At 71.0% G+C, this 21,081-nt stretch carries 18 protein-coding genes; 8 read left to right on the forward strand and 10 right to left on the reverse strand.

The window, feature by feature from the left end; genetic code table 11:
- Positions 1-81: 81 nt before the first annotated feature.
- The 3 genes from NI17_RS20870 to NI17_RS20880 all read left to right on the forward strand — a co-directional run bounded on the left by NI17_RS20870 (position 82) and on the right by NI17_RS20880 (position 3,717).
- The gene (locus NI17_RS20870) at positions 82-1,236 is read left to right on the forward strand and encodes an rRNA adenine N-6-methyltransferase family protein (RefSeq protein ID WP_068692734.1); all 1,155 of its coding nucleotides are present in this window, start codon (positions 82-84) and stop codon (positions 1,234-1,236) included.
- 1,572 nt (positions 1,237-2,808) lie between these two features.
- The gene (locus NI17_RS20875) at positions 2,809-3,222 is read left to right on the forward strand and encodes a hypothetical protein (protein WP_068692703.1); all 414 of its coding nucleotides are present in this window, start codon (positions 2,809-2,811) and stop codon (positions 3,220-3,222) included.
- A gap of 162 nt (positions 3,223-3,384) precedes the next feature.
- On the forward strand, positions 3,385-3,717 hold the full coding sequence (locus NI17_RS20880) for a DUF4333 domain-containing protein (RefSeq protein ID WP_267887207.1): 333 nt from the start codon (positions 3,385-3,387) through the stop codon (positions 3,715-3,717).
- Between the two features lie 57 nt (positions 3,718-3,774).
- On the opposite strand, the gene NI17_RS20885 is transcribed toward NI17_RS20880, so the two are convergent.
- Positions 3,775-4,380: a TetR/AcrR family transcriptional regulator gene (locus NI17_RS20885; protein ID WP_068692705.1), complete on the reverse strand. Its 606-nt coding sequence runs from the start codon at positions 4,378-4,380 to the stop codon at positions 3,775-3,777.
- Positions 4,381-4,461: 81 nt separating this feature from the next.
- Between NI17_RS20885 and NI17_RS20890 the strand changes: the two genes are divergently transcribed.
- Positions 4,462-5,637: an acyl-CoA dehydrogenase family protein gene (locus NI17_RS20890; protein WP_068692706.1), complete on the forward strand. Its 1,176-nt coding sequence runs from the start codon at positions 4,462-4,464 to the stop codon at positions 5,635-5,637.
- A gap of 69 nt (positions 5,638-5,706) precedes the next feature.
- Here NI17_RS20890 and NI17_RS20895 read toward each other — a convergent pair whose 3' ends face one another.
- Positions 5,707-6,474, reverse strand: a complete 768-nt coding sequence (locus NI17_RS20895; RefSeq protein WP_068692707.1) for an enoyl-CoA hydratase — start codon at positions 6,472-6,474, stop codon at positions 5,707-5,709.
- Between the two features lie 453 nt (positions 6,475-6,927).
- Here NI17_RS20895 and NI17_RS20900 point away from each other — a divergent pair, with 453 nt between their 5' ends.
- Positions 6,928-8,403, forward strand: a complete 1,476-nt coding sequence (locus NI17_RS20900; protein WP_068692708.1) for an aldehyde dehydrogenase family protein — start codon at positions 6,928-6,930, stop codon at positions 8,401-8,403.
- A gap of 36 nt (positions 8,404-8,439) precedes the next feature.
- On the opposite strand, the gene NI17_RS20905 is transcribed toward NI17_RS20900, so the two are convergent.
- The 4 genes from NI17_RS20905 to speB form a co-directional block, all read right to left on the reverse strand.
- Entirely contained in the window at positions 8,440-10,095 is a 1,656-nt protein-coding gene (locus tag NI17_RS20905) for a BCCT family transporter (RefSeq protein ID WP_068692709.1), read from the reverse strand.
- A gap of 283 nt (positions 10,096-10,378) precedes the next feature.
- On the reverse strand, positions 10,379-11,773 hold the full coding sequence (locus tag NI17_RS20910; protein WP_068692735.1) for an FAD-binding oxidoreductase: 1,395 nt from the start codon (positions 11,771-11,773) through the stop codon (positions 10,379-10,381).
- A gap of 416 nt (positions 11,774-12,189) precedes the next feature.
- Positions 12,190-12,513 carry a winged helix-turn-helix domain-containing protein gene (locus NI17_RS20915; RefSeq protein ID WP_068692710.1) on the reverse strand — a complete coding sequence of 108 codons (324 nt, stop codon included), beginning with the start codon at positions 12,511-12,513 and terminating at the stop codon, positions 12,190-12,192.
- A gap of 61 nt (positions 12,514-12,574) precedes the next feature.
- On the reverse strand, positions 12,575-13,522 hold the full coding sequence (gene speB, locus NI17_RS20920) for an agmatinase (RefSeq protein ID WP_068692711.1): 948 nt from the start codon (positions 13,520-13,522) through the stop codon (positions 12,575-12,577).
- Between the two features lie 169 nt (positions 13,523-13,691).
- Here speB and NI17_RS20925 point away from each other — a divergent pair, with 169 nt between their 5' ends.
- Together NI17_RS20925 and NI17_RS20930 are read left to right on the forward strand one after the other, a co-directional pair.
- Positions 13,692-15,218: a PucR family transcriptional regulator gene (locus NI17_RS20925; protein ID WP_068692712.1), complete on the forward strand. Its 1,527-nt coding sequence runs from the start codon at positions 13,692-13,694 to the stop codon at positions 15,216-15,218.
- 449 nt (positions 15,219-15,667) lie between these two features.
- A complete protein-coding gene (locus tag NI17_RS20930) occupies positions 15,668-16,696 on the forward strand; it encodes a protein kinase domain-containing protein (RefSeq protein WP_068692713.1) in 1,029 nt (342 codons plus the stop codon).
- Positions 16,697-16,715: 19 nt separating this feature from the next.
- On the opposite strand, the gene NI17_RS20935 is transcribed toward NI17_RS20930, so the two are convergent.
- A complete protein-coding gene (locus tag NI17_RS20935; protein ID WP_068692714.1) occupies positions 16,716-17,105 on the reverse strand; it encodes an MmcQ/YjbR family DNA-binding protein in 390 nt (129 codons plus the stop codon).
- A 105-nt stretch (positions 17,106-17,210) separates the two neighbouring features.
- Complete coding sequence (locus NI17_RS20940; protein WP_119268164.1) at positions 17,211-17,834, reverse strand: class I SAM-dependent methyltransferase; 624 nt, start codon at positions 17,832-17,834, stop codon at positions 17,211-17,213.
- Between the two features lie 589 nt (positions 17,835-18,423).
- On the opposite strand from NI17_RS20940, the gene NI17_RS20945 reads away from it, so the two are divergent.
- On the forward strand, positions 18,424-19,530 hold the full coding sequence (locus tag NI17_RS20945; RefSeq protein WP_068692716.1) for a serine hydrolase domain-containing protein: 1,107 nt from the start codon (positions 18,424-18,426) through the stop codon (positions 19,528-19,530).
- A gap of 399 nt (positions 19,531-19,929) precedes the next feature.
- Here NI17_RS20945 and NI17_RS20950 read toward each other — a convergent pair whose 3' ends face one another.
- Both NI17_RS20950 and NI17_RS20955 read right to left on the reverse strand, forming a co-directional pair.
- A complete protein-coding gene (locus NI17_RS20950) occupies positions 19,930-20,433 on the reverse strand; it encodes an NUDIX hydrolase (protein ID WP_068692717.1) in 504 nt (167 codons plus the stop codon).
- Positions 20,331-20,966, reverse strand: coding sequence for a transcriptional regulator (locus NI17_RS20955; RefSeq protein ID WP_199860115.1), 636 nt, complete (start codon positions 20,964-20,966; stop codon positions 20,331-20,333). The genes NI17_RS20950 and NI17_RS20955 overlap by 103 nt, the downstream gene beginning before the upstream one ends.
- Positions 20,967-21,081: the final 115 nt, after the last annotated feature.

Genomic DNA, 21,081 nt, shown 5'->3' on the forward strand with positions numbered 1-21,081 from the left:
CGAAGGAGGGCGCATGGGTGCTGATGATCACGGACCGGCACCGCCGTGCCCGTGGAACAGAGACGAGGTGATGCGAGAGTGGTGATTTCCGAACATCGCCGCCTGATCGCTCAGCTCGTCGCCGACGGGGATCTGACTCCCGACTGGGCCGAGGTCTTCGAGAGGGTGCCCCGCCACATGTTCATCCCCGACCGCTTCTGGGACCGCGGGGAGCACGACTGGTTCCAACGGGATCGCAACGTCGACCCCGGCGTCTGGTTGCAACGGGTCTACTCCAACGGGCCGATCGTGGTCCAGATCGACGACGGACGCGAGAATCCCGATGTCACACGGCCGCGCTGCACGAGTGCGGCGATCATGCCGACGGTGGTCGCGATGATGCTCGACCAGCTCGACGTGGCCTCCGACGCCCAGGTGCTGGAGTTGGGCACGGGAACGGGGTACACCACCGCTCTGCTGGCCGAGCGGGTGGGCGCGGAGAACGTGGTCACCGTCGAGCTCGACTCGCGGCTGGCGTATCGGGCGGGAACCACGCTGCGGCGGGCCGGGTGGGACGTCGCGGTGGCGATCAGGGACGGCAACCTGGGGTGGGCGAGGAGGGCACCCTACGACCGGGTGCTCTCCTCCTACGCCGTGCGGCGGATTCCGTACACCTGGTTGCGGCAGTGCGTGGACGGAGGGGTGATCGTCGCCCCGTGGGGAACGCCGTACGCCAACGCCTTCCTGCTGCGGTTCACGGTGCACGACGAGGTCGCGGACGGCCGGTTCCTGGCGGCGGCGGCCTTCCCGTGGGACCGCTGCCGTCCTCCCCGGTTCCGGGCGATGGACGACCTGGCCGAGCAGCGGCCGCAGGCGGTGGTCAGCCGCACCTTGCTGCGTCCGTACCAGGCCACTCCCGGCTCGGGAAGCTGCCTGGCGGTGGGGATACGGGTGCCCCGGTGCCAGTGGGTGTGGGAGGACGGCGAGGAGCCGGGCAGCGGGACCGTGTGGCTGTACGACGACGCCGAGTCGTGGGCGTCGGTGACGGTTCCCGACCAGTCGGCCGAGGAGTTCGCGGTCCACGAGTACGGGCCGCGCCGCCTGTGGCGTGAGGTGGAGGAGGCGCATGCCTGGTGGCAGCGGCTCGGCAGCCCGGAACAGGAGCGTTTCGGGATGACGGTGACTCCGGAGGAGCAGGTGGTGTGGCTCGACTGTCCTGACACCCCGGTGCACCGCTGGGGCCCGTCCGACAGATAGACCATCCAGGAGCCATCCCGAGGGGGGATAGAGGGGGGAGAGGCCACGGGCGGACTCGCCAACCAGGCGGGATCCCGCCCGTGGCTTTCTGTCTCTTCCGCGGACCCGGCGTGAATGAAAAGGATTCCCATTTTCTGTCGTCCGGATCCACGAATTGACTTAGTAGCTCCGGCCGTCGCGGCGTGAGAATCCGAGAATTCCCAACGCAAATTCAGGGCCGTGTCCGGAGTCATTGTCGGCGCGTCCGCTGCCGGGGGTGTTCCTGTCGCCGCTGCTGGCACGGCAGTCATCCATTCGGGCGAGGATTGTTTTTCCGCCGTCTCGGAAAGTCCGGCACGGTGACCGGCATCACCCCGGAGGCGACCGAGCGGACGGGGCGGATACGGGCGCACGGGTGTGCCCCGCGGCCGCGCTGAAGGCGGTGAGCCGACGCACCGGATCGCGTCCGCGGTCAGGGACGCCTCCCTCCTCCCCGGATCCGCTGCGCACGACCGGGGACCGGGCGCCTCCACTCCGGTGCCCGACTCCGGACGGCTGGAACGTCGCCCGCCAGATCCCGGGCGGGGTGGAGGGCGATCAACCGGATGGAACCTCGCCATACCCGTTTCTGATCTCGCCATCGGCGACCCGACTCGGCGGAGTCCGGGTACCGAGGCGCTGTCCGACGCCGGGGTCGTCACTCGGGTCGCCTCCACGGCATCCTGCCCGCCTCGGCTCCGCCCCGACCGTGGTCCCCATCACCACCCGCCCTTCCCGGCCGAGCGCGTGAACCTGCTCGACCGGCTCACCAAGGGCCGGGCGCTGCTCGGCGTCGGCGGCGGCAACCGCGACACGCGGGAGTGCGTCGGCATGGGGGCGACATGCGGGGTGCGGCCTCCCGTATATCCGGAAGGCGAGTTCACCGTGTCGGACGATCCCGACCCGGTCGCGGCGGGAATTCCCGGAATGTGCTGGTCCTACCACTGGCCCTCCCCACGGAGAGGTACGGGCGGACAGGGTCGCCGACTCCGTCCCCTCACTGGTGCTGCGAGGACTGCAACCGCGATAACGGACGGGACTTTTCTCCGGTGCGCGGTGGAGAACACCGCCGCGCACCGGGGCGCTCCGCCGGGAGGGACCGAATCGGACACGGTCCGGCCTGGGAAGACACCGGTTCTCCAGGGAGTGCGGGTTGTCTTTTCGGGTGTCCGTCCAGGTCGGGCGTTTCCCGGTGACGTCGGCCGTGTGACGCGGTTTTCCGTGCTCCCGACGGCGAAAGTGGCGCCATAGGCCCGTCTGTTCACTTCTGTGCCCATTTGATGGATATTTACCCGAGCATGGTAATGTTCGGAATCCCAGAACAAGCCCGCCCGGAAGTTGGTTTTTGACATTGAGCGAATTCGTCCCCGCTTCGTCGGAGACGGGGACGCGGTCGTGGTGGATCGGGCGTACCGGGAAAGCCTCGCGCTGGTGGAGGGGTTTTTCCGGGCGGGTGCGCGAAGGACGCGGGATGGACGGACCGGTCCCGCGACAACCAGTTCGGGTACGGCCGGCTCCGCCACGCGCCGAATCGGCTGCGAAGGAGACTGACCGGTGGACGGCCTGCTGAACGACCTGCCCGCACGGACCGAGGGAGCGGACTCCGCTCCGGTGCCTCCCCTGCCTGCGCAGGGAAGTGGGGAGCACTTCCGGTACCGGTCCCTGACCGACGCGGCGGTGCGCTACCTCCCCGTGTTCCGGGAGGGGGTGCTCCTGGGGTGCCTGTGGGCGGCCGAGACCGATGACGCGGCGGGTTTTGTCGCCGTGGGCGCCGACGCCGTCCAGGTGGAGCGTTTCTGGACGGAACGGCTCGTCCGGTGCGGGCGTGAGGGGATGCGTCCGCTCCAGGCACTGCACCGGTGGGTCGGCGCGGCAGAGGACCCGGTGGGCGGCGCGGTTCCCGCCGAGGCACGGGAGCGGATCGCGGTGACCCTGGACGCCCTGCGCGGCCTGCCCTGGCTGCGGTGAAGCGCGCGGTGGCCGTGCCCTGCGGCCACGGCGGCACGGAAACGGAACGTATCCGGACCGATCTCTTCGGTAACCGTGGCGACAGAGGGAACGAACCGCTTGTTTCGTGCATCCAAACGAGCGCGGGAACAGAAGACGAGCCCGCGCGAAAGGATGCGAGGCATGAAGACTGCGGTTCGGCGGAGCGTCGCTGTGGTGTCGGTGGGTGCGGCGCTTCTGCTGTCTGGAGCGTGCAGTTTCGATTTTAGCCTGGGTGCGGTGAGCGTCGACAGCGGCACCGTCGCCGAGGTGGTGGAGACCCAGTTGACGGCGGAACTGGGGCAGAGCCCCGGCGACGTCACCTGCCCGGAGAACCTGCCCGCCGAGGTCGGCGCGGAGATCCGCTGCGAACTGGACACCGGTGGCGAGGTCTACGGGGTGACGGTGACCGCGACGAGCGTCGAGGGCACCGATGTCAACTTCGACATCCTGGTGGACGAGCAGCCCATGGGCTGACCGGAGCGGACGACGAGTAGCGGGTGAGCGTGCCCCGGCCACGGGACCGGGGCACGCTCAGGTGCGGGAGTCCGTCGGCTCCCGGGTGAGGCTGGCCATGACGAGGTCGGCGAGGTGGCGGTAGGCCTCGGCGTCGTCGAGCCCGGTGGCCGTCTTGATCGTGCCGTTCTGGATGCCGGTCATGACCTGGGCCACCGCCGCGCCCACGAAGGCGGCGTCCACCGGGCGCAGCACCCCGGCCGCGACGCCTTCGGCGACCAGTTCCCGCACGCGTCGGGCCGCCACGAGGGTGTTCTCCTGGTAGACCTCGTTGGCGGGCGCGAACGCGGCGAGGTCGGCGTAGAACCGCTCCGAGGCCGGTTCCAGTTCCGAGGCGACGGCCTCCAGGTAGACCGCCAGCCGCCGCGGGTTCCGCGATTCGGCGACGCGCGCCTCGATGCGTTCGGCCGCCTTCTTGAAATAGGAGCGGACCGCCGCGACCACGATCTGCTCCTTGCTCGGCGCCACCAGGTACAGGGTGCTCTTGGAGCAGCGCAGCCGTTCGGCCATGTCGCCCACGCTGAACGCGGAGAACCCCTCGGCCAGGAACAGGCGCCGCAGCCCGTCGAGCACCTCCTCACGGCGCGCACGGGTCTTCTCGGGCAGATTCTGGAGGGCAGGCATGGCCCCAAGGGTACCGATCCTGGCATTTGGGTACTGAAATCAGTACTCTGGTACTGATGAAAGTACGGGAGGACGGTGGTCATGTCCGTAACACGTCTTGTGCCGTCCCGTGAAGCCGCCGATCTGGTCGAGCTCGTCCGCGAGGTGGCGCAACGGGAGTTCGCTCCGCACGTCGCCGAAGTCGAGGAGGCCGGGCGCTTCCCCCGCGAGGCGTTCCGGACGCTCGGCAAACTGGGGGTTCTCGGCCTGCCCTACCCCGAGGAGCACGGCGGGGGCGGTCAGCCCTACGAGGTCTACCTCCAGGTCCTGGAGGAGGTCGCGGCGGTCTGGGCGTCGGTGGGCGTGGGCGTCAGCGTGCACGTGCTGTCCTGCTTCGCCCTGGCCGTCCACGGCAGCGGGGAGCAGCGGCGGCGGTGGCTGCCCGACCTGCTCGGCGGTGAACTGCTCGGCGCGTACTGCCTGTCGGAGCCGCACGCGGGCTCCGACCCCGCCGCGATGACCACCCGCGCCCGGCGCGACGGCGACGGCTACGTCATCGACGGCGTGAAGTCCTGGATCACCCACGGCGGACAGGCCGACTTCTACACCGTCATGGCCCGTACCGGCGACGACCGGTCCCACGGCGTCTCCTGCTTCCTGGTGCCCGCCGACGCACCGGGCCTCCAGGCCGACCGGCCCGAACGGAAGATGGGGCTGACCGGCTCGCACACCACGATGTTGCGCTTCGACGGTGTGCGCGTCCCCGCCGAGCGGCGGATCGGCGAGGAGGGGCAGGGCCTGCCGATCGCGTTGTCGGCGCTCGACTCCGGACGGCTGGGCATCGCCGCCGTGGCCACCGGACTGGCCCAGGGCGCGCTGGACGCCGCCGTCGCCTACGCCGGGGAGCGCAGCACCTTCGGCAGGCCCGTCATCGAGCACCAGGGGATGGCGTTCCTGCTCGCCGACATGGCCGCCGCCGTGGAGACCGCCCGTGCCGCCACCCTGCGCGCGGCCCGGCTCAAGGACCACGGCCTGCCGTACAGCAGGGAGGCGTCCATCGCGAAGATGGTCGCCACCGACAACGCCATGCGGGTGACCACCGACGCCGTGCAGGTCCTCGGCGGCTACGGCTACACCCGCGACTTCCCGGTCGAGCGCTACATGCGCGAGGCCAAGGTCATGCAGATCTTCGAGGGGACCAACCAGATCCAGCGCCTGGTGATCGGCCGCCACCTCGCCCGGAACGCTCCGGGGACCACGGTGGCGGTCTCCGGTTAGCCCGCGGGGCCCCGAGGACGGAGTGCGGGGCGGCGACCGTCCGCCCCGCCCGCGTTCCCGGCCGCCGCGTCACCGCTCCTGCTTCCTGCGGACGAACTCGGCGACGAACTCCTGGAAGCGGGGGGAGTTCACCGACGACGCCTGCGCCCACGACTCGAACTCCAGCACGGTGCCGAGGTCGGCGCTCTCCGCCATCCGCACCGCCCGTTTCATGTCCCTGACCAGGCCGGGGTCGCGCTCGGCGTAACGGTGGGCGAGTGCGAGAGCGTCCTTGACGGGGTCCTCCGCCAGCCGGGTGGCCAGGCCGCTGCGGAACGCCTCCTCGGCGTCGATGCGCTCCGCGCCCAGGATGGTCGCCAGCGCGCGGTGTCCGCCCATGCGGCGGGTGAGGAACCAACTGCATCCGCCGCCGGGGTGCAGTCCCATGTCGGCGAAGGTGATCGCGAACCTGGCGCGCGGCCCCGCGATGACGATGTCGCAGGCCATCGCGATGTTCACGCCCGCGCCGACCGCCACTCCGCCCACCGCGGCGATCGTGGGGACGGTCAGGTCGGCGATGCCGAGGAAGCTCGCGTAGACCTCCTTCAACTCGTCGCGGAGCACCGTGGGCGGGCGGGTGGTGTCTCCGAACAGGCTGGTGACGTCGGCTCCGGCGCAGAACGCCCGACCCGCGCCGCTGACGACGAGCGCCCGCGCCGCCTCGTCGGCCGCGACCGCGCGGACCGCGTCGGCGAGCTCCGCCAGCATCGGCCGGTCCAGCGCGTTGAGCCGCTCCGGCGCGTCGAGGACGATGTGCCGCACCGGCCCGTCGGACTCGAACCTGATGAACTCCCCCATAGCTCCTCCACGGTGTCGCGCCCCGGGGCCGTCGTCCCCGCGCCGTCCCTCACGGCACAGAACCGCAGCGTAGCCCTGTGCGCACCGTGGTCACGGGGTGGCCCCCGGCAGTACCGCGGCGGTCTCGACGCCGGAGACCGCCCCAGCGTGTCTCCGGCGTCTCCCACCCAGACCGACGTTCGTCCGTCAGCCCGAGCCTCCACGAGGACGCGTAACGGCCCGGGCCGGTGCCGACCGACCGGCTGGATCTGATGGGGTTGGCCGTGTACGGCCCGCGCAACGCGGTGGACAAGATCCTCGGGGCGCCCGCATGCATCCGAGCGGGACGGCCCCGGCGGAGGGGAAGGGAGCCTCCGGTGACCGCCCTCTCCGCCGAGGTCAGCGGCGTAGGGGCTGTGACCTCGGGTAGCGGCCGAGAAGCCATTGCACGCAGTCGACCGCCGGAGGACGGCCATGACTGTTTCTGACGTCTCCTACGACACCCGGGAGTTCGCGCGCATGCCGATCGGCGGGCACTGGCGCGAGGGAAGCTCCGGAGAGAGCCGGGCCGACACCGACCCCTACCGGGGGGACACGCTGGTGGAGACCGTGCTCGCCGACGCCTCCGACGTGGACGAGGCCTACCAGACGGCACAGGTCGCGCAGCGGAGGTGGGCCGAACAGTTGCCCTCCGAACGCGCCGCCGTGATGCGCCGCGCCGCCGAGGTCATGGACCGGCGCAAGGACCTCATCGTGGACTGGCTGATCCGCGAGGCGGGCAGCACGGTACGCAAGGCCGAGGCCGAGTGGCTGGCGGCCCGCGCCGACTTCCTGGAGGCCGCCTCCTACCCCTACCGGGTGGAGGGCCGCATCCTGCCCGCCGACGTCCCCGGCAAGGAGAGCCGCGTCTACCGCCACCCGCACGGCGTGGTGTGCGTGATCAGCCCGTGGAACTGGCCGCTGCAACTGTCGAACCGGTCCCTGGCCCCGGCCCTGGCCGTGGGCAACGCGGTGGTGCTCAAACCCGCCAGCGACACCCCGGTCACCGGCGGACTGCTGCTCGCCAGGATCCTGGACGAGGCGGGGCTGCCCGCGGGAGTGCTCAGCGTCCTCGTCGGGCGCGGCAGCGAGATCGGCGACCCGGTCGTGCGGCACCCGATCTCGCGGTTCGTCTCCTTCACCGGATCCACCGAGGTCGGTGAGGGCATCCTGCACAAGGCGGGCATCCGCAGGGTCGCGCTGGAGTTGGGCGGCAACGGCCCGCTGGTGGTGCTCGACGACGCCGACCTGGACCGCGCACTCGACGCGGCGCTGTTCGGGTCGTTCTTCCACCAGGGGCAGATCTGCATGCGGGCCAACCGGATCGTCGTCGACGACGCGGTGGCCGACGAGTTCACCGAACGCTTCGTGGAACGGGTCAGCGCACTGCGGTACGGCGACCCCGCCGACCCGCGGACCGCGGTCGGACCCGTCATCAACCACAGCCAACTGGAGGCCGTCCGGGACAAGGTGGAGCGCAGTCGGGCCGCGGGCGCGACCGTCGCGGTGTCCGGTGAGCCCACCGGACCCACCGGACTGGTGCTGCCGCCGCACGTGGTCCTCGGAGACAACAGCGTGGCCACCGCCGCCGAGGAGGTGTTCGGCCCGGTCGCCACGCTGGTGCGCGCCCACGACGAGGAGCACGCGCTCAAACTCGCCAACGACACCGAGCACGGCCTGTCCAGCGCGGTCTTCACCCGCGACGCGGAACGCGGGGTGCGCTTCGCCCAGCGGGTGGAGGCCGGAATGGCGCACGTCAACGACCACCCGGTCAACGACCAGGCCAACACCGCGTTCGGTGGGGAGAAGGCGTCCGGACTGGGCCGGTTCGGCGGAGAGTGGGCGATCGAGGAGTTCACCACCGACCAGTGGGTGAGCGTGCAGCACCGGCCGCGCGCCTACTCGCTGTGACTCCGCCCCGTGACCGGGACGGCCGGACCGCCCCGGTCACGGCTCCTCGGAGCGCGGGGCCGGCTGTGCCGCGGAGTCCGGACCGAAGCGGCGGACACGGCGTGGCAGGCGCGGCATCCGCTGGTGCGGCAGTCGCACGCGCAGTGTCGGCTGGTGGTGGGTCGCCGGGGGAAGGGACTCCTCGCGCAGCGACCGCAGCAGGGCCGCCATCATCAGAAAACCCATGACGAAGAACGGCAGGCCGATGACGGTGACCACCTCCGACAGCGCGTCCAGCCCCGACTGCCCGGTCGCGGCGATCAGCGTCGCCGCGACCACGCCCTCGGTGACCGCCCAGAACACGCGCTGCCGGACCGGGGTCTGCTTCACCTGCTCCGGCGCGGACAGCAGGTCGATCACCAGCGACGCCGAGTCCGACGACGTGGTGAAGAAGATGGCCACGATCAGCACCGCCAGCGCCGACGTCACCGTGGCCAGCGGGAAGTTGTCCAGGAACACGAAGAGCGCGCCGGGGATGTCGTCCTGGACCACGACGGCCTGGACCAGTCCGCCTGGGCCGTCCAGTTCGATGCCGATCGCGGACAGGCCGAACACGCTGAACCAGACGATGGTGAACGCCGTGGGCAGCCCCAGCACCCCCAGGATGAACTCGCGGACCGTGCGTCCCTTGGAGATGCGGGCGATGAAGATGCCGACAAACGGCGACCAGGTGATCGTCCACGCCCAGTAGAACACCGTCCACGTGCCCTGCCAGCCGGTGTTGCCGAAGGTGTCGTTCCAGAACGACAGCGGGACCAGCCAGCTCAGGTAGACCCCCACCATCTCGATGCTTCCCCGGATCAGGTACAGGGTCGAGCCGGTGAACAGGACGAACAGCAGCAGGCCGACCGCGAGGGAGATGTTGATGTCGGAGAGACGCTTGATGCCCCGGTCCAGGCCGAGCGCCACCGAGATCGTCGCGACGACGGTGATCACGGAGATCAGCAGGACCTGCACCGGTTTGCTGAACTCCAGGCCGAACAGTGCCGCCAGTCCGCTGTTGATCTGCAGTGTGCCCAGACCGAGGGAGACCGCGACGCCGAACAGGGTGCCGATGACGGCGAGCGTGTCGATGGCCTTGCCGATCGGCCCGCGGACGCGGTCGCCGAGGAACGGGTAGAAGATTGAGCTCACCCGTAACGGCAGGCCGCGCCGGTAGACGAAGTAGGCGAAGCACAGCGCGGGCAGGCAGAAGATCGTCCAGGTGTGCAGGCCGAAGTGGTAGAGCGTGTAGCCCATGGCCTGGTTGGCGGCGGGAACGCTCTGCGGTTCGACGTTGTTCTGCGGCGGGTTGGCGAAGTGGCTGATCGGCTCGGCGACCCCCCAGAACATCAGGATGGTGCCGATGCCCGCCGCGAACAGCATGGCGAACCAGGTCAGCCTGCTGTAGTCGGGACGGTCCTCCTCCCCGCCCAGTCGGATGCGCCCGTACCGGCTGAAACCGATCCAGACCAGGAAGATCAGGAACGTGGTCACACCCAGGATGTAGAACCAGCCGAGGTTGGTGATGATCCAGGCGGACACCGTGCCGAACAGCACGTCGACGGGGGCGGTGAAGAGGATGGAGGCTCCGACGAACAGGACCGTCAACGCCACGGAGACGGAGAAGATGACGGGGTCCGTACGCAATCCCAGTTTGTGCAGCAGATACATCTGGTTTCGCCTCCTCGGGCCGGGTGACCGGGCAACCCGGTTCTCGGACGGGGAGTCGGCCGGCAGGCCCGTTCTCAGCGGAAGCCCCGCCGCATACACACCGTGATCATCGCACGCACAGAATGTGAAGGCACGTTTCGCTTCCGGAGAAGTCGTGCGTTGGTTCCGGTGAGAGAACCAGGTCAGGACGCTTACTGCCCGACGGAGGCGAAGATGCACATACGGCCCGCCCGCGGGGCAGACCAACGAGGCCGCTCCCGTGGACGGGCCGCGTGGCCCGGAATCAGGAGGCGGGCTTGATGTTGTGGTTGCGGTGGAAGACGTTGTCGGGGTCGTAGTGGGCCTTCACCCGGGCCAACCGCCGGTAGTTCTCGAGGCCGAAGCCCGCGATGGTCCGCTGTTCGCCCTCGTCGCCGATGAAGTTGAGGTAGACCGAGCCGATCGACCACGGCTGCATGTCGGCGCAGGTGCTGTGCGCCCACCGGATGGCCCGTTCGTCGTCGGCCGGGTCGTCCCACAGGCCGAAGGGGTGCACCACCCACGCGGCGTGCCGCCACGGCACCGGGTAGTCGGTCGGCCCCCGCGACACGGTGCCGCCCTGGGGCGCCAGCACGTGCTGCGACGGCGACGGGACGATCATTCGCTCGGCCCCCGCGCAGAACCGGTCCACCGCCTGGTCGGGAAGCGCGGTCAGATGCTCGGCCGACCAGTAGTTGCGGTAGCCGGGCGGGTCGTCGAGCATGCACTGCAGATCGGCGTAGGCCATCTCGGCGGTCATCTCGGCGGCGTGGCCCAGTTCCGTCATCGGCCGGATGGCGGCCAGCCCCTCCTCCTCGCCGCCGGTGTAGACGACCAGGGCCGCGCACGCCAGACGGCCGACCAATCGCTGCGGGACGAAGTCATCGGGCGGTGCGGTGAGGTAGAGGACGCCGCCGCCCACGTCGTCGGTCGAGGACCCGATGAAGTCGCGGTAGGCGCGCACCACCTCGGGTCCGGCCTCGGCGTCCCACAGCAGCAGGGACACGGTCACCGACGGCAGTTCGTGCAGGCGCAGGGTGATCGACGTGGCGATACCGAAGTTGCCGCCGCCGCCGTGCAGCGCCCAGAACAGTTCCGGGTTCTCGGAGTCGGAGGCGCGCACGATGCTGCCGTCGGCCGTCACCAGTTCGGCGTCGATCAGGTTGTCGCAGGCCAACCCGAACCTGCGATCCAGCCAGCCGTTGCCGCCGCCCAGGGTGAGGCCGCACACCCCGGTCGTGGACACCCGGCCGCCGGTGGTGGCCAGGCCGTGGGGCTGGGCGGCGCGGTCGAGGTCGCTCATGAGCGCGCCACCGCCGACCCGGGCGGTCCGCGCCTCGGGATCGACCGTGACCTCGTTCATCATCCGCAGGTCGACGACGATGCCTCCGTCGGTGAGCGCTTTGCCCGCGACGCTGTGGCCGCCGCCGCGGACCGCGATCTCCAGGCCGTGGCTGCGTCCGAACCGCACCGCCCTGACGACGTCGTCGACGTTGGCGCACTGGGCGATGACTCTCGGACGGAGGTCGATCATCGTGTTGAAGACCGTGCGGGCCTGCGCGTAGTCGGGATCGCCGGGTTCGAGGATCCGCCCGGCGAAACCGGTGCGGAGCTCGGTGAGCGCGGTGTCGGTGAGTGCCGTGTTGTTGAGTTGGGTCATGAGGACCTCCCGGTCGGTACGGGTCAGACCGGAGGCATCGGGACTCCGGTCCACGGTGAGGCCCCGATCGAGGTCTCCGCCGCCCTGGTTCGGACCCGAACTGCAAAAAGACTAGAAGCCCGCGCCGATGCTGCCAACACTCTTTTGTCCATGGTTCCCCAGGTAATTGTTTATGTAATTTGCGGAGGAAATTTTTGTCAGAGTTTCCAATTTTCTGTGTTGGGGATTGGACACTTCCGCATCGGGGCGAAGGGGGCGGCGGCGCTGCTCGGCGTGGGCGTCAGCACTGGTCAGCCGTGCTGATACGGCGAAGAGGAGTGATGCGGTGGTCCGGTCGGCCGGGTGGGGCGGAAGGGTGCGCCGCACACCAGGGGAAGCCCGCGGTTTCTGTGGGACGGACGGAAAACCGCCGTCCCTCACCGCACCCGGTAACCCACCCTGGGAATGGTCTCGATGAGTTGCGGTTCGCCCGGTCTGCGGCGCAGGCCGCGTATGGTGACGCGCACGACCGTGGTGAACGGGTCGGTGTTCTCGTCCCACACCCGTTCAAGCAGGGGCTCGGTGGACACCGGCGCGCCCCCCGCGCTCAGCGGCTCCTGGAGCAGCCCGAACTCCTTGGGTGACAGGGAGACGTCGCGTCCGTCCCGCGACACCCGGTGGTACCGCGTGTCCAACCGCACCCCGGAGCGCTCCAGCACGGGCGGGACGAGCCGGTCCGGGCGGCGCGCCAGAGCCCGCACCCGGGCGGCGAGCTCGTCGGAGACGAACGGCTTGGGCGGGTGGCCGTCGGCGCCGCCGGGCTCAGCGGTGCGCGTTCAGCGCGAGCACCGAGACCAGGTCGTAGGCGACGTGCGCGGCGGCGGTCGCGGTGATCTGGGCGTGGTCGTAGGCGGGGGCGACCTCGACGACGTCGGCGCCGACCAGGTTGCAGGTGGCCAGGCCGCGCAGGATCTCCAGGAGTTCCCGGCTGGTCAGGCCGCCCGCCTCCGGGGTGCCGGTGCCGGGCGCGTGCGCGGGATCGAGGACGTCGATGTCCACCGACACGTACAGCGGCCGGTCGCCGATCCGCTGGCGCAGCATGTCGACGACCTCGTCCACGCCGCGGCGCATCACGTCGGCGGAGGTGAGGATGCCGAACCCGAAGCGGCGGTCGTCTTCCAGGTCCTTCTTGCCGTAGAGGGGGCCCCGGGTGCCCACGTGCGCGATGGCCTCGGTGTCCAGGATCCCCTCCTCCACGGCACGGCGGAAGGGGGTGCCGTGCGTGTAGGGTTCGCCGAAGTAGGTGTCCCAGGTGTCCAGGTGCGCGTCGAAGTGCAGCAGCGCGACCGGGCCGTGGACGCGGTGCACCGCGCGCAGCAGCGGCAGTGCGATCGTGTGGTCTCCGCCGAGGGTGACCACCCGGGTGCCCCGGGACAGCAGGTGGCTGACCGAGTCGTCGACGGTCTCGATCGCGTCACCGATCGCGAACGGGTTGACCGCGATGTCGCCGCCGTCGGCCACCTGGACCTCGGCGAACGGGGAGACGTCCAGGCCGGGGTGGTAGGGGCGCAGCAGTCTGCTGGCCTCCCTGATGGCGGCCGGGCCGAACCGGGCCCCCGGGCGGTAGGACACCCCCGTGTCGAAGGGGATGCCGACCACGGCGATGTCGGTCCGTTCCACCTCGTCGGCGCGGGGCAGGCGGGCGAAGGTCGCCGGTCCCGCGAACCGGGGGACCCGGCTGGAGTCGGTGGGGCCTGTCGGAGCACTCACGGGCTACCGCCTTCCATACTGTCGGACCGGATGCGCGACTCTGGGGAGCGGTCCTTGGCGCGCTGTCGGAAACGCAGGTCAAGGCCACGAACACCATAGACTCGGGATGAGCGCCGAGCAGGTGGGCGCCGCACCCCGCCATTCCGCAGTTCTTGGACGAAACAGCCACTTGTCTGCCGCACTCCGCCACGATGGCGCACCGGACCCCCAGACCGTGCCGCTTCGGGCGATCCTCACCCGCCGCGATCTCGCGCTGGACACGCTCGTGCCCGCCTCCCCCGACGCGGGGGTGCGCTGGGCCACGGTCAGCGAACTCGTTGACCCCACCCCCTACCTGCTGGGCGGGGAACTGCTGCTGACCGCCGGAACGAATCTGCCGGAGGATCCCGACACGCTCGACCGGTACGTGTCGACACTGCTCGCAGCGGAGGTCACCGCTCTCGGGTTCGGGGTGACCCCCGTGTACGACGCCGTCCCCGCCGCTCTCGTCGAGCGCTGCCGGGTCCACGGCCTTCCGCTGCTGTTGGTTCCACGTGAAACACCGTTCGTGGCGGTCAGCCAGGCGGTGGGTGAGGAGTTGGAGCACCGGCGTCTGGCGGACCAGCGCCGGTTCGTCTCCGCTGGTCGTGCCCTGACCAGGGCCGCGGTCGGCAACACCCCGGTGCAGGGGGTGCTGGAGACCCTCAGCAGCGTGCTGGGCTGCTGGACGACACTGATCGGTGCCCGCCCACTGGGCCGTGCCGGTCGGGTGCCGACACTCTCCGCGGAGACGGGAGAACTGGTCGGCAAGGTGGGCGCCGCGGGCGGTCCGCTCAGCGCCAAGATCCAGGTCTCTCCGGATCGGGTGGTGCTGCACGCGGTCGGGGAGCACACCCGCGAACGGTCGGTGCTGCTGTTGGGGCGCCCGGAACCGCTGGACGCCACCGACCGTGCGATTCTGGGCACCGCCGTGGCGCTGCTGGGACTGCTGTCACGGTCGCAGTCGGCCGTGGTCGACGACGCTGGACGCCTCGCGGCCCGGCTGCTGTTGTCCGGTTCCGAGCCCGACACGGCCTCGTTCCCGCCACTTCGGGCCCTGCTGTCCGGCGGGGACAGAACCGACGTGTTCCGGGTGCTGCACGCGCGGTGGACGGGCCGAGGAGCGCGGCCGACCGCCTCACCGACACTGTTTCGCACCCGCCTCGTCGACGACACGGGCACGTCGGTGCGGGCCGTACTGGCCGACCAGGGCAGCCGGGAGGAGCACCTGGCCCTGTTGGACGAGTTGCGCGCGTCCGGCTGGCTGGCGGCGGTGAGCGGTCCGGTCTCCGGCACCGGACTGGCGACGGCGGACCGGCAGGCCGCGGCCCTCCTGGTGCGTGCGCACGCGACGGACCGTCCGCTGCTCCCCGACGAGGCGCCGGATCCGTTCGACACGCTGTTCGAGCGGGAGGCGGCGCGCACGGCGGCGCGGACGCTGCTGGGGCCGCTGGCAGGCCCCGGCGAGACCGCCCGAACCCTGCGCGCGACACTGCGCGCCTGGCTGGCCCGCCACGGAAGCTGGGATCGCGCCGCCGCCGACCTGGGAGCGCACCGCAACAGCGTCCGCTACCGGATCGGCCGTATCGAACGTGACCTCGGCGTCGACCTGTCCGACCCGGAGCAGCGGATGCGCCTGTGGTTCGCCCTGTCCCGCTTCGACGAGGACGCCCCGTGACCACGTGTCGTGCGTAGCCTCCGGCGGCTGCCGCCGATGCCGGAAAAGCCGGGTTCTCTTGGCGTAATGCCGTACGGAGACGCAGTCAGTGCCCGTCCGGGCGGTCTCGGTGAAGGCTGGGGCCGATGGAGCCGTTACAGCCGGGAGAGCCGGAGCGGATCGGCCCCTACCGGTTGGCGGGCCGTCTGAGCACGGGCGGGATGGGGCAGGTGTTCCTCACCCGGTCGCCGGGGGGGCAGGCCGGTGGTGGTCAAGGTCATCCGCCCCGAATACGCCTCCGACGTCGGGTACCGGGCCCGGTTCGCCCGCGAGGTCGACGCCGCCCGTCGGGTGGGCGGCTTCCACACCGCCCAGGTCGTCGACGCCGACCCCACCGCAGAACCGCCGTGGATGGCCACCGCCTACGTTCCCGGTCCCTCCCCGCAACGGGCGGTGCAGGAGCGGGGGCCGTGGACCGGGACGCCGTGCGCGCCCTCGCCGTGGGACTGGTCGAAGGACTGGCCGCCATCCAGGAGGCCGGCCTGGTCCACCGCGACCTCAAACCCGGCAACATCATCCTGGCCGCGGACGGGCCGCGCATCATCGACTTCGGCGTCACCCGGCCGCTGGACGCCAGCACCCTCACCGAAAGCGGCGTGTCGGTGGGCACCCTGGCCTACATGTCCCCCGAGCAGGTGGAGGAGCGTCCGGCGGTACCGGCCAGTGACGTGTTCTCCCTCGGCACCGTACTGGCGTTCGCCGCCACCGGAAGGTGCCCGTTCGCGGCCGACTCGATGGCCGGGACCGTGATGCGCATCATCGGTCCCCCTCCAGAACTGCCGGAACTCTCCGACGACCTGCGACGGCTGGTCCACAACTGCTGGACGCGCCAGCCCGAGCGGCGGCCCACCACAACCGATCTCCTGGCCTGGCTCGACGCGGATCGGGCCCGCGTCGACTGGCCGCCGCCCCACATCGGGGACCTGATCGAGGGCGAGGCGACGGGAGAGCCGGACCACTTCCGGCACGGTGCCGGTGCCCTTCCCGAACCGGACCCGCCCGGGCGGTCCTCACCCGATCGGAGGGGGAAACGTCAGAGGCTGCTCGGAGCGGCCGTGGCGGTGCCCGTCGTCGTGCTTGTGGCGGTCCTGCTCGTCTGGCTCTGGAGACCGCTCGTCGTGGCCGTCTCGGGAGTGGACCTGACCGCTCCCTCCAACGCCCCGGTGAACAGCCCCGTGCTGGGTGACCCCCTCGTCATCGACCTCGAACAGCAGGTCTTCCCGGTGGCGTTCGCTCCGGACAGCTCTGTGCTGGCCAGCGGTCATCCCGATGGCACGGTGCGGCTGCGGGACGCCGGAAGCGGCGAGCCCGTGACCGTCCTGGAGGGGCACGCGAACCTGGTGAACTCCCTGGCGTTCGCTCCGGACGGGACCGTGCTGGCCAGCGGCAGCGAGGACGGTACGGTCCGACTGTGGCCGCTGGAACCCGTCACGGACTGACCGTGGCGGAGCACCGGGATCAGGAACGCGGAGGCGTGTCCTCGCCCAGGACGGCGAGCAGGCGCTCCCGGTCGGCTCGGCGCATCCCCGCGACCACCTGCTGGTAGGAGTGCCGGAGCATCTCCAGCAGTTCGTCGTCGGGAACCGTGCCGTCGAGGACGACGGTGTTCCAGTGCCGCTTGTTGGTGTGGTAGCCGGGGATCACGGCGGGAAACTCGGCGCGCAACTCCAGGGCGAGGTCGGGGTCGCACTTGAGTGTCACGAACGGAATCCCCTCCCGATTGCGCTCGCCGAGCAGCGCGAACATCTTGCCCGCCACCTTGTACACCAGAGTGCCGGGACCGAACGGTTCGGTCTCGACGGCTTCGGGAAACCACAGTGCGGCGTCGATGAACTGCTGCGGAGTCATGGCGGGATCTCCTCGGCTGGTCTGCGGTGACGGTGTCCCCCGGCATCGTGGCATCCGGCGGTGACATTCCGCGCCGGGCACGAGGCCGCGGAACACCCCAGCGACTCACCTCTCGGAGCGGTGGACAACCACCAGGGAGTCGACCGCGGTGCGCGGCCCCTCGTCGGCAACCTCCCGGTCCACCTGTTCGGCGCGTTCGACGCGCACGGCGACGCGTTGCTCGGCGGCGATCTCGGTCACGGCCATGGCGATGTCCTGCGCAACGTGCAGGATCTCCGGGATCTGCGGGCCGCCGACACCGCGGGTGAGGTTGTCGAGGGCGTGTCCGACACTCACCAGCCGTCCCCCGGGCGCGAGCGACCGTACGGCCTCGGTGAGCGCGCGCCGCCAGTCGGCGGGCGGCAGGTGCAGGTAGGAGAGGAGAACCAGGTCGTAGCCCTCGGGGCGGGGCGAGGGGGCGCGGGCGTCGGCGCGCAGCCATTCCACCCGAACACCGCGCTCCCGGGCGATGCGCCTGCCCCGCTCCACCGCCACCGAGGAGAAGTCGCAGGCCGTGACCTGCCAGCCCCGCTCGGCGAGCCACACCGCGTTGCGCCCCTCACCCGCGGCGACGTCCAACGCCCACCCCGGCGGCAGGCCGGCGACCACCTCGACGACGAACCGGTTCGGCTCCGCACTCCACACCAGTTCTCGCTCCGCGTAGCGGCGATCCCAGTCACGTGCGTCCATGACACCTCCCCCTTCCCGGCGGCTCGGAGCGGCCCTCGGTCCCGCGTCAATTCTCGACGGAACCGAGGGCGGAGGCCACGGTGGCTTCCGCGGAACGGCGAGTACGGCGGGAGGCCCGGCGTGTCCGCCCCGGTCGGCACCCCGGCCGAGCCGCGGCCCCGGCGTCCGGTCCCACCCGGTGGAAGGGGCCGGCCGCCCGCCGGTCCGGGAGCGCCCGGAACAGCCGCCGGGCGGGATGGGTCCCACCCCTCCGGCTGGTGGGGTGCGTCGCCCCGGACAGCGGGCAGCCCCGCGTCAGGGCGGGCCGCCTCAGCTCACGAGCGGGGCCGCGACCGCCGGGCCGGACGCGGCGCCGAGCAGGCGGGCGAGGGAGAGTCCGCGGTCCCGGCCCGAGCCGGGGCGAGCCAGAAACCGCGGACCCAGGCCCCTCCACCGGGTAGCGTGGTCCCGGTCAGACGCGCCCGCGGCACTCCTCTGCGATGTCCGGAGTAACAGTCGGTCCTCCGCCGCTTCCCGGCCGCCCCGAGGGCGGAGGCCACCCGGTGGCCTTCGTGCAGGACGCGGGGCGGCGAGCGGGCGGGAGGTCCACGTGTCCGTTCCGATCGACGGATCGGTCGAGCCGCGCTTCGCCGCGGTCCGCGACGTTCTGGCCGACCTGGTGGAGACCGGCAAGGAGACCGGGGCCGGGGTGTCGGTCTGGCACCGGGGACGCGAAGTGGTCGGACTGAGCGCGGGATGGACCGACGCGGCGCGCTCTCGACCATGGCGCCGTGACACCCTGGTCAACGTCTTCTCCGTGGGCAAGCCGCTCGCCGCACTGGCGGCACTCGTCGCGTTCGCCCGTCGGAAGGTGGACCTGGACACTCCCGTGGCGCGGCTGTGGCCCGACTACGCGGCAGCGGGCAAGGAGCGCACGACACTGCGTCAGATGCTGGCCCACCAGGCAGGCCAACCGGCGTTCCCGGCCTCCGCAGCCGGAGTCGGCGCCCTCGACGACGCGGGCCTGCGCGCGGCCCTGGCGGCGGCCGCGCCCGAACACCGCCCCGGCGCGGGGGTCGCCGAGCACGCCCTCACCTACGGACACCTGCTCGACGGCGCGGTCCGCGGAGCGGTCGGAGTCCCGTTGGCCGGGGTGTTCGCCGAGACCGTGCCGGAACGGCCGGGGTCCGGCCTGTGGTTCGGTGTGCCGGAGGAGTCACTGCACCGCGTCGCTGATCTGGAGGTGGGAACCCCGCACTGGACGGCGGACTACCTGGCGGACCCGGACTCGTTGCCCGCACGCGCCCTGACGGTGCCGCACGGAGTGCTGCACACGGGCTTCCTCAACAGCACCGCATGGCGCCGCGCGTCGTTTCCCGCTGTGGGCCTGCACGCGAGCGCGTCCGCGCTCGGGGCGTTCTACGCCTCCCTCACCGACGGCGAGGGGCCGGTCGCACGTCTGCTGGGACCGGCCCTGCACGCCGAGTACCTGTCCCCCCAGGCCCGTGGTGTCGACGGGTTCGTGGGAAGGGACACGGTCTGGACCCTGGGCTTCCAGCGGGACGACGAGTCGGTGGGGATGGGCGGCATCGGCGGGAGCGCCGCGTGGTGGTCCTTCCGCCACGGCTACGCCCTGGCGTACCTCACCCGCCGGATGGCCGACCACTCCCGGGTGGCGGCGATCGCGGACGAGGTGGAGAAAGCGCTGGGCGCGTGAGCGACCGACCCCGGGCCCCGGTGGCGTGCCGACCGACACCGCGACGGATGCGGACAACCGGGCACGTGTCCCGCACCGGCCGCGGCCGGGATCCCGGCCGCCTGGCAGGCCCTACAACGCCGAACGCAGGTCTCGAAGACCGATGTTCTCGCTGGTCGGGGTGGCGGGACTGGAACCCGCGGCCTCTTCGTCCCGAACGAAGCGCGGCGCGGCCCGGGCAGTGCAGTGGGTGTGGCGGGCGCGTCCGTCCTGGTATGCCGTTGACCGGGGTTGCCCGGGGCGGTTGCGGTACTTCGCTGCTGTACTTCTGCGTCGCGGTATCAGACACCGAAGGCAACCGGAACGCTGGCACCGGTGTGATCCCTGTCGGGACGTCCTCAAGGGGACCAAGACGTCCTTTCACCGACGAGGTCCCAAGAGCGGGTCAGTTCGCCTCAGCCGAGATGGGGGACCCCTGTCCGTGCTGAGTGCGTGCTGGACACGTAGACGCTTGGGGTGCATGGACAGCGCGTCGAGCTCGCCACGCGGAACCCAGCGCACAAGGGTGGACTCGCTGCTGACCGTCAGGACACCACCGATCGGCCGCCCCCGGAAGCAGATGTTGGACTGCCGTCGGACCTCGCCGTCGTCGTAGGCGATGATGTGCCGCGGGTCGGTGTAGGTGCCCACCAGGCCGGTGATCTCGATGTCGATCCCGGTCTCCTCCCGGGTCTCACGCACGGCGGTCTCGGGCAGGCTCTCGGTCACTTCCATGACGCCTCCAGGCAGTGCCCACAGACCGTTGTCGACGCGCTGCTGCATCAGCAGTCGTCCCTCCGCGTCGAACACGGCGGCACTGGCGGCCACGACCGTGCTGTTGGGCACGGGCGCGGCGGGATCGTCGTAGTACTCGGTACGGGCCACGGCGGTCGCTTCCGGATCGGGGCAGCCGTCTTCCAGACCGCGTCGAAGCTCTCCGCATAGGTGGTGAAGAGCCCCGGGGCGTGGCCGTTGCGGAGGTGGAAGACGGGATTGGCGTAGGCGGTCGCCCCGTAGACGTGGGTGTTGGCGAGCAGTTCGTCGTCGGCGCGGTAGACGGAGTTGTACAGGACCGTGGAGTGCTGGGCCACCTCGATTCCCTTGGCACCGACCAGTGGGGCGTAGTGCAGACGGGCCAGGCGACACCGCGACTCGATGCCGTGTCCGAAGCGCTCCTCCCCGCCCCGCACCCGCACGGCCTCGCTGTCCGGGGCGCCTATGAGAACGCGGACTCGGCATCCGGCCGCCGCCCTGGCACGTAACAGGTCGTTCCAGTCGGGTATCTGCTCGTGGAGGAAGAGCGCCGCGTAGACCAGGACCTCGATGGCCTCCTGAGCCCGCTCGAACATCGAACGCCACGTCCCAAGAGGGACGTCCGACCGGCGGGCGTAGACCGCCACCAGTTCCTCGTGCGTCACCGAGCCGTTCCTGGTCTTCGTCCTCAACGAGGGCCAGAGGTGGGCAGCATCCTTTCCCAGGACCAGGGCTGCGGTATGGGCGTTGCTTCTGTGGGGAACCCGGCCGGTGCTGATC

Source organism: Thermobifida halotolerans (assembly GCF_003574835.2).
Lineage (GTDB): Bacteria > Actinomycetota > Actinomycetes > Streptosporangiales > Streptosporangiaceae > Thermobifida > Thermobifida halotolerans.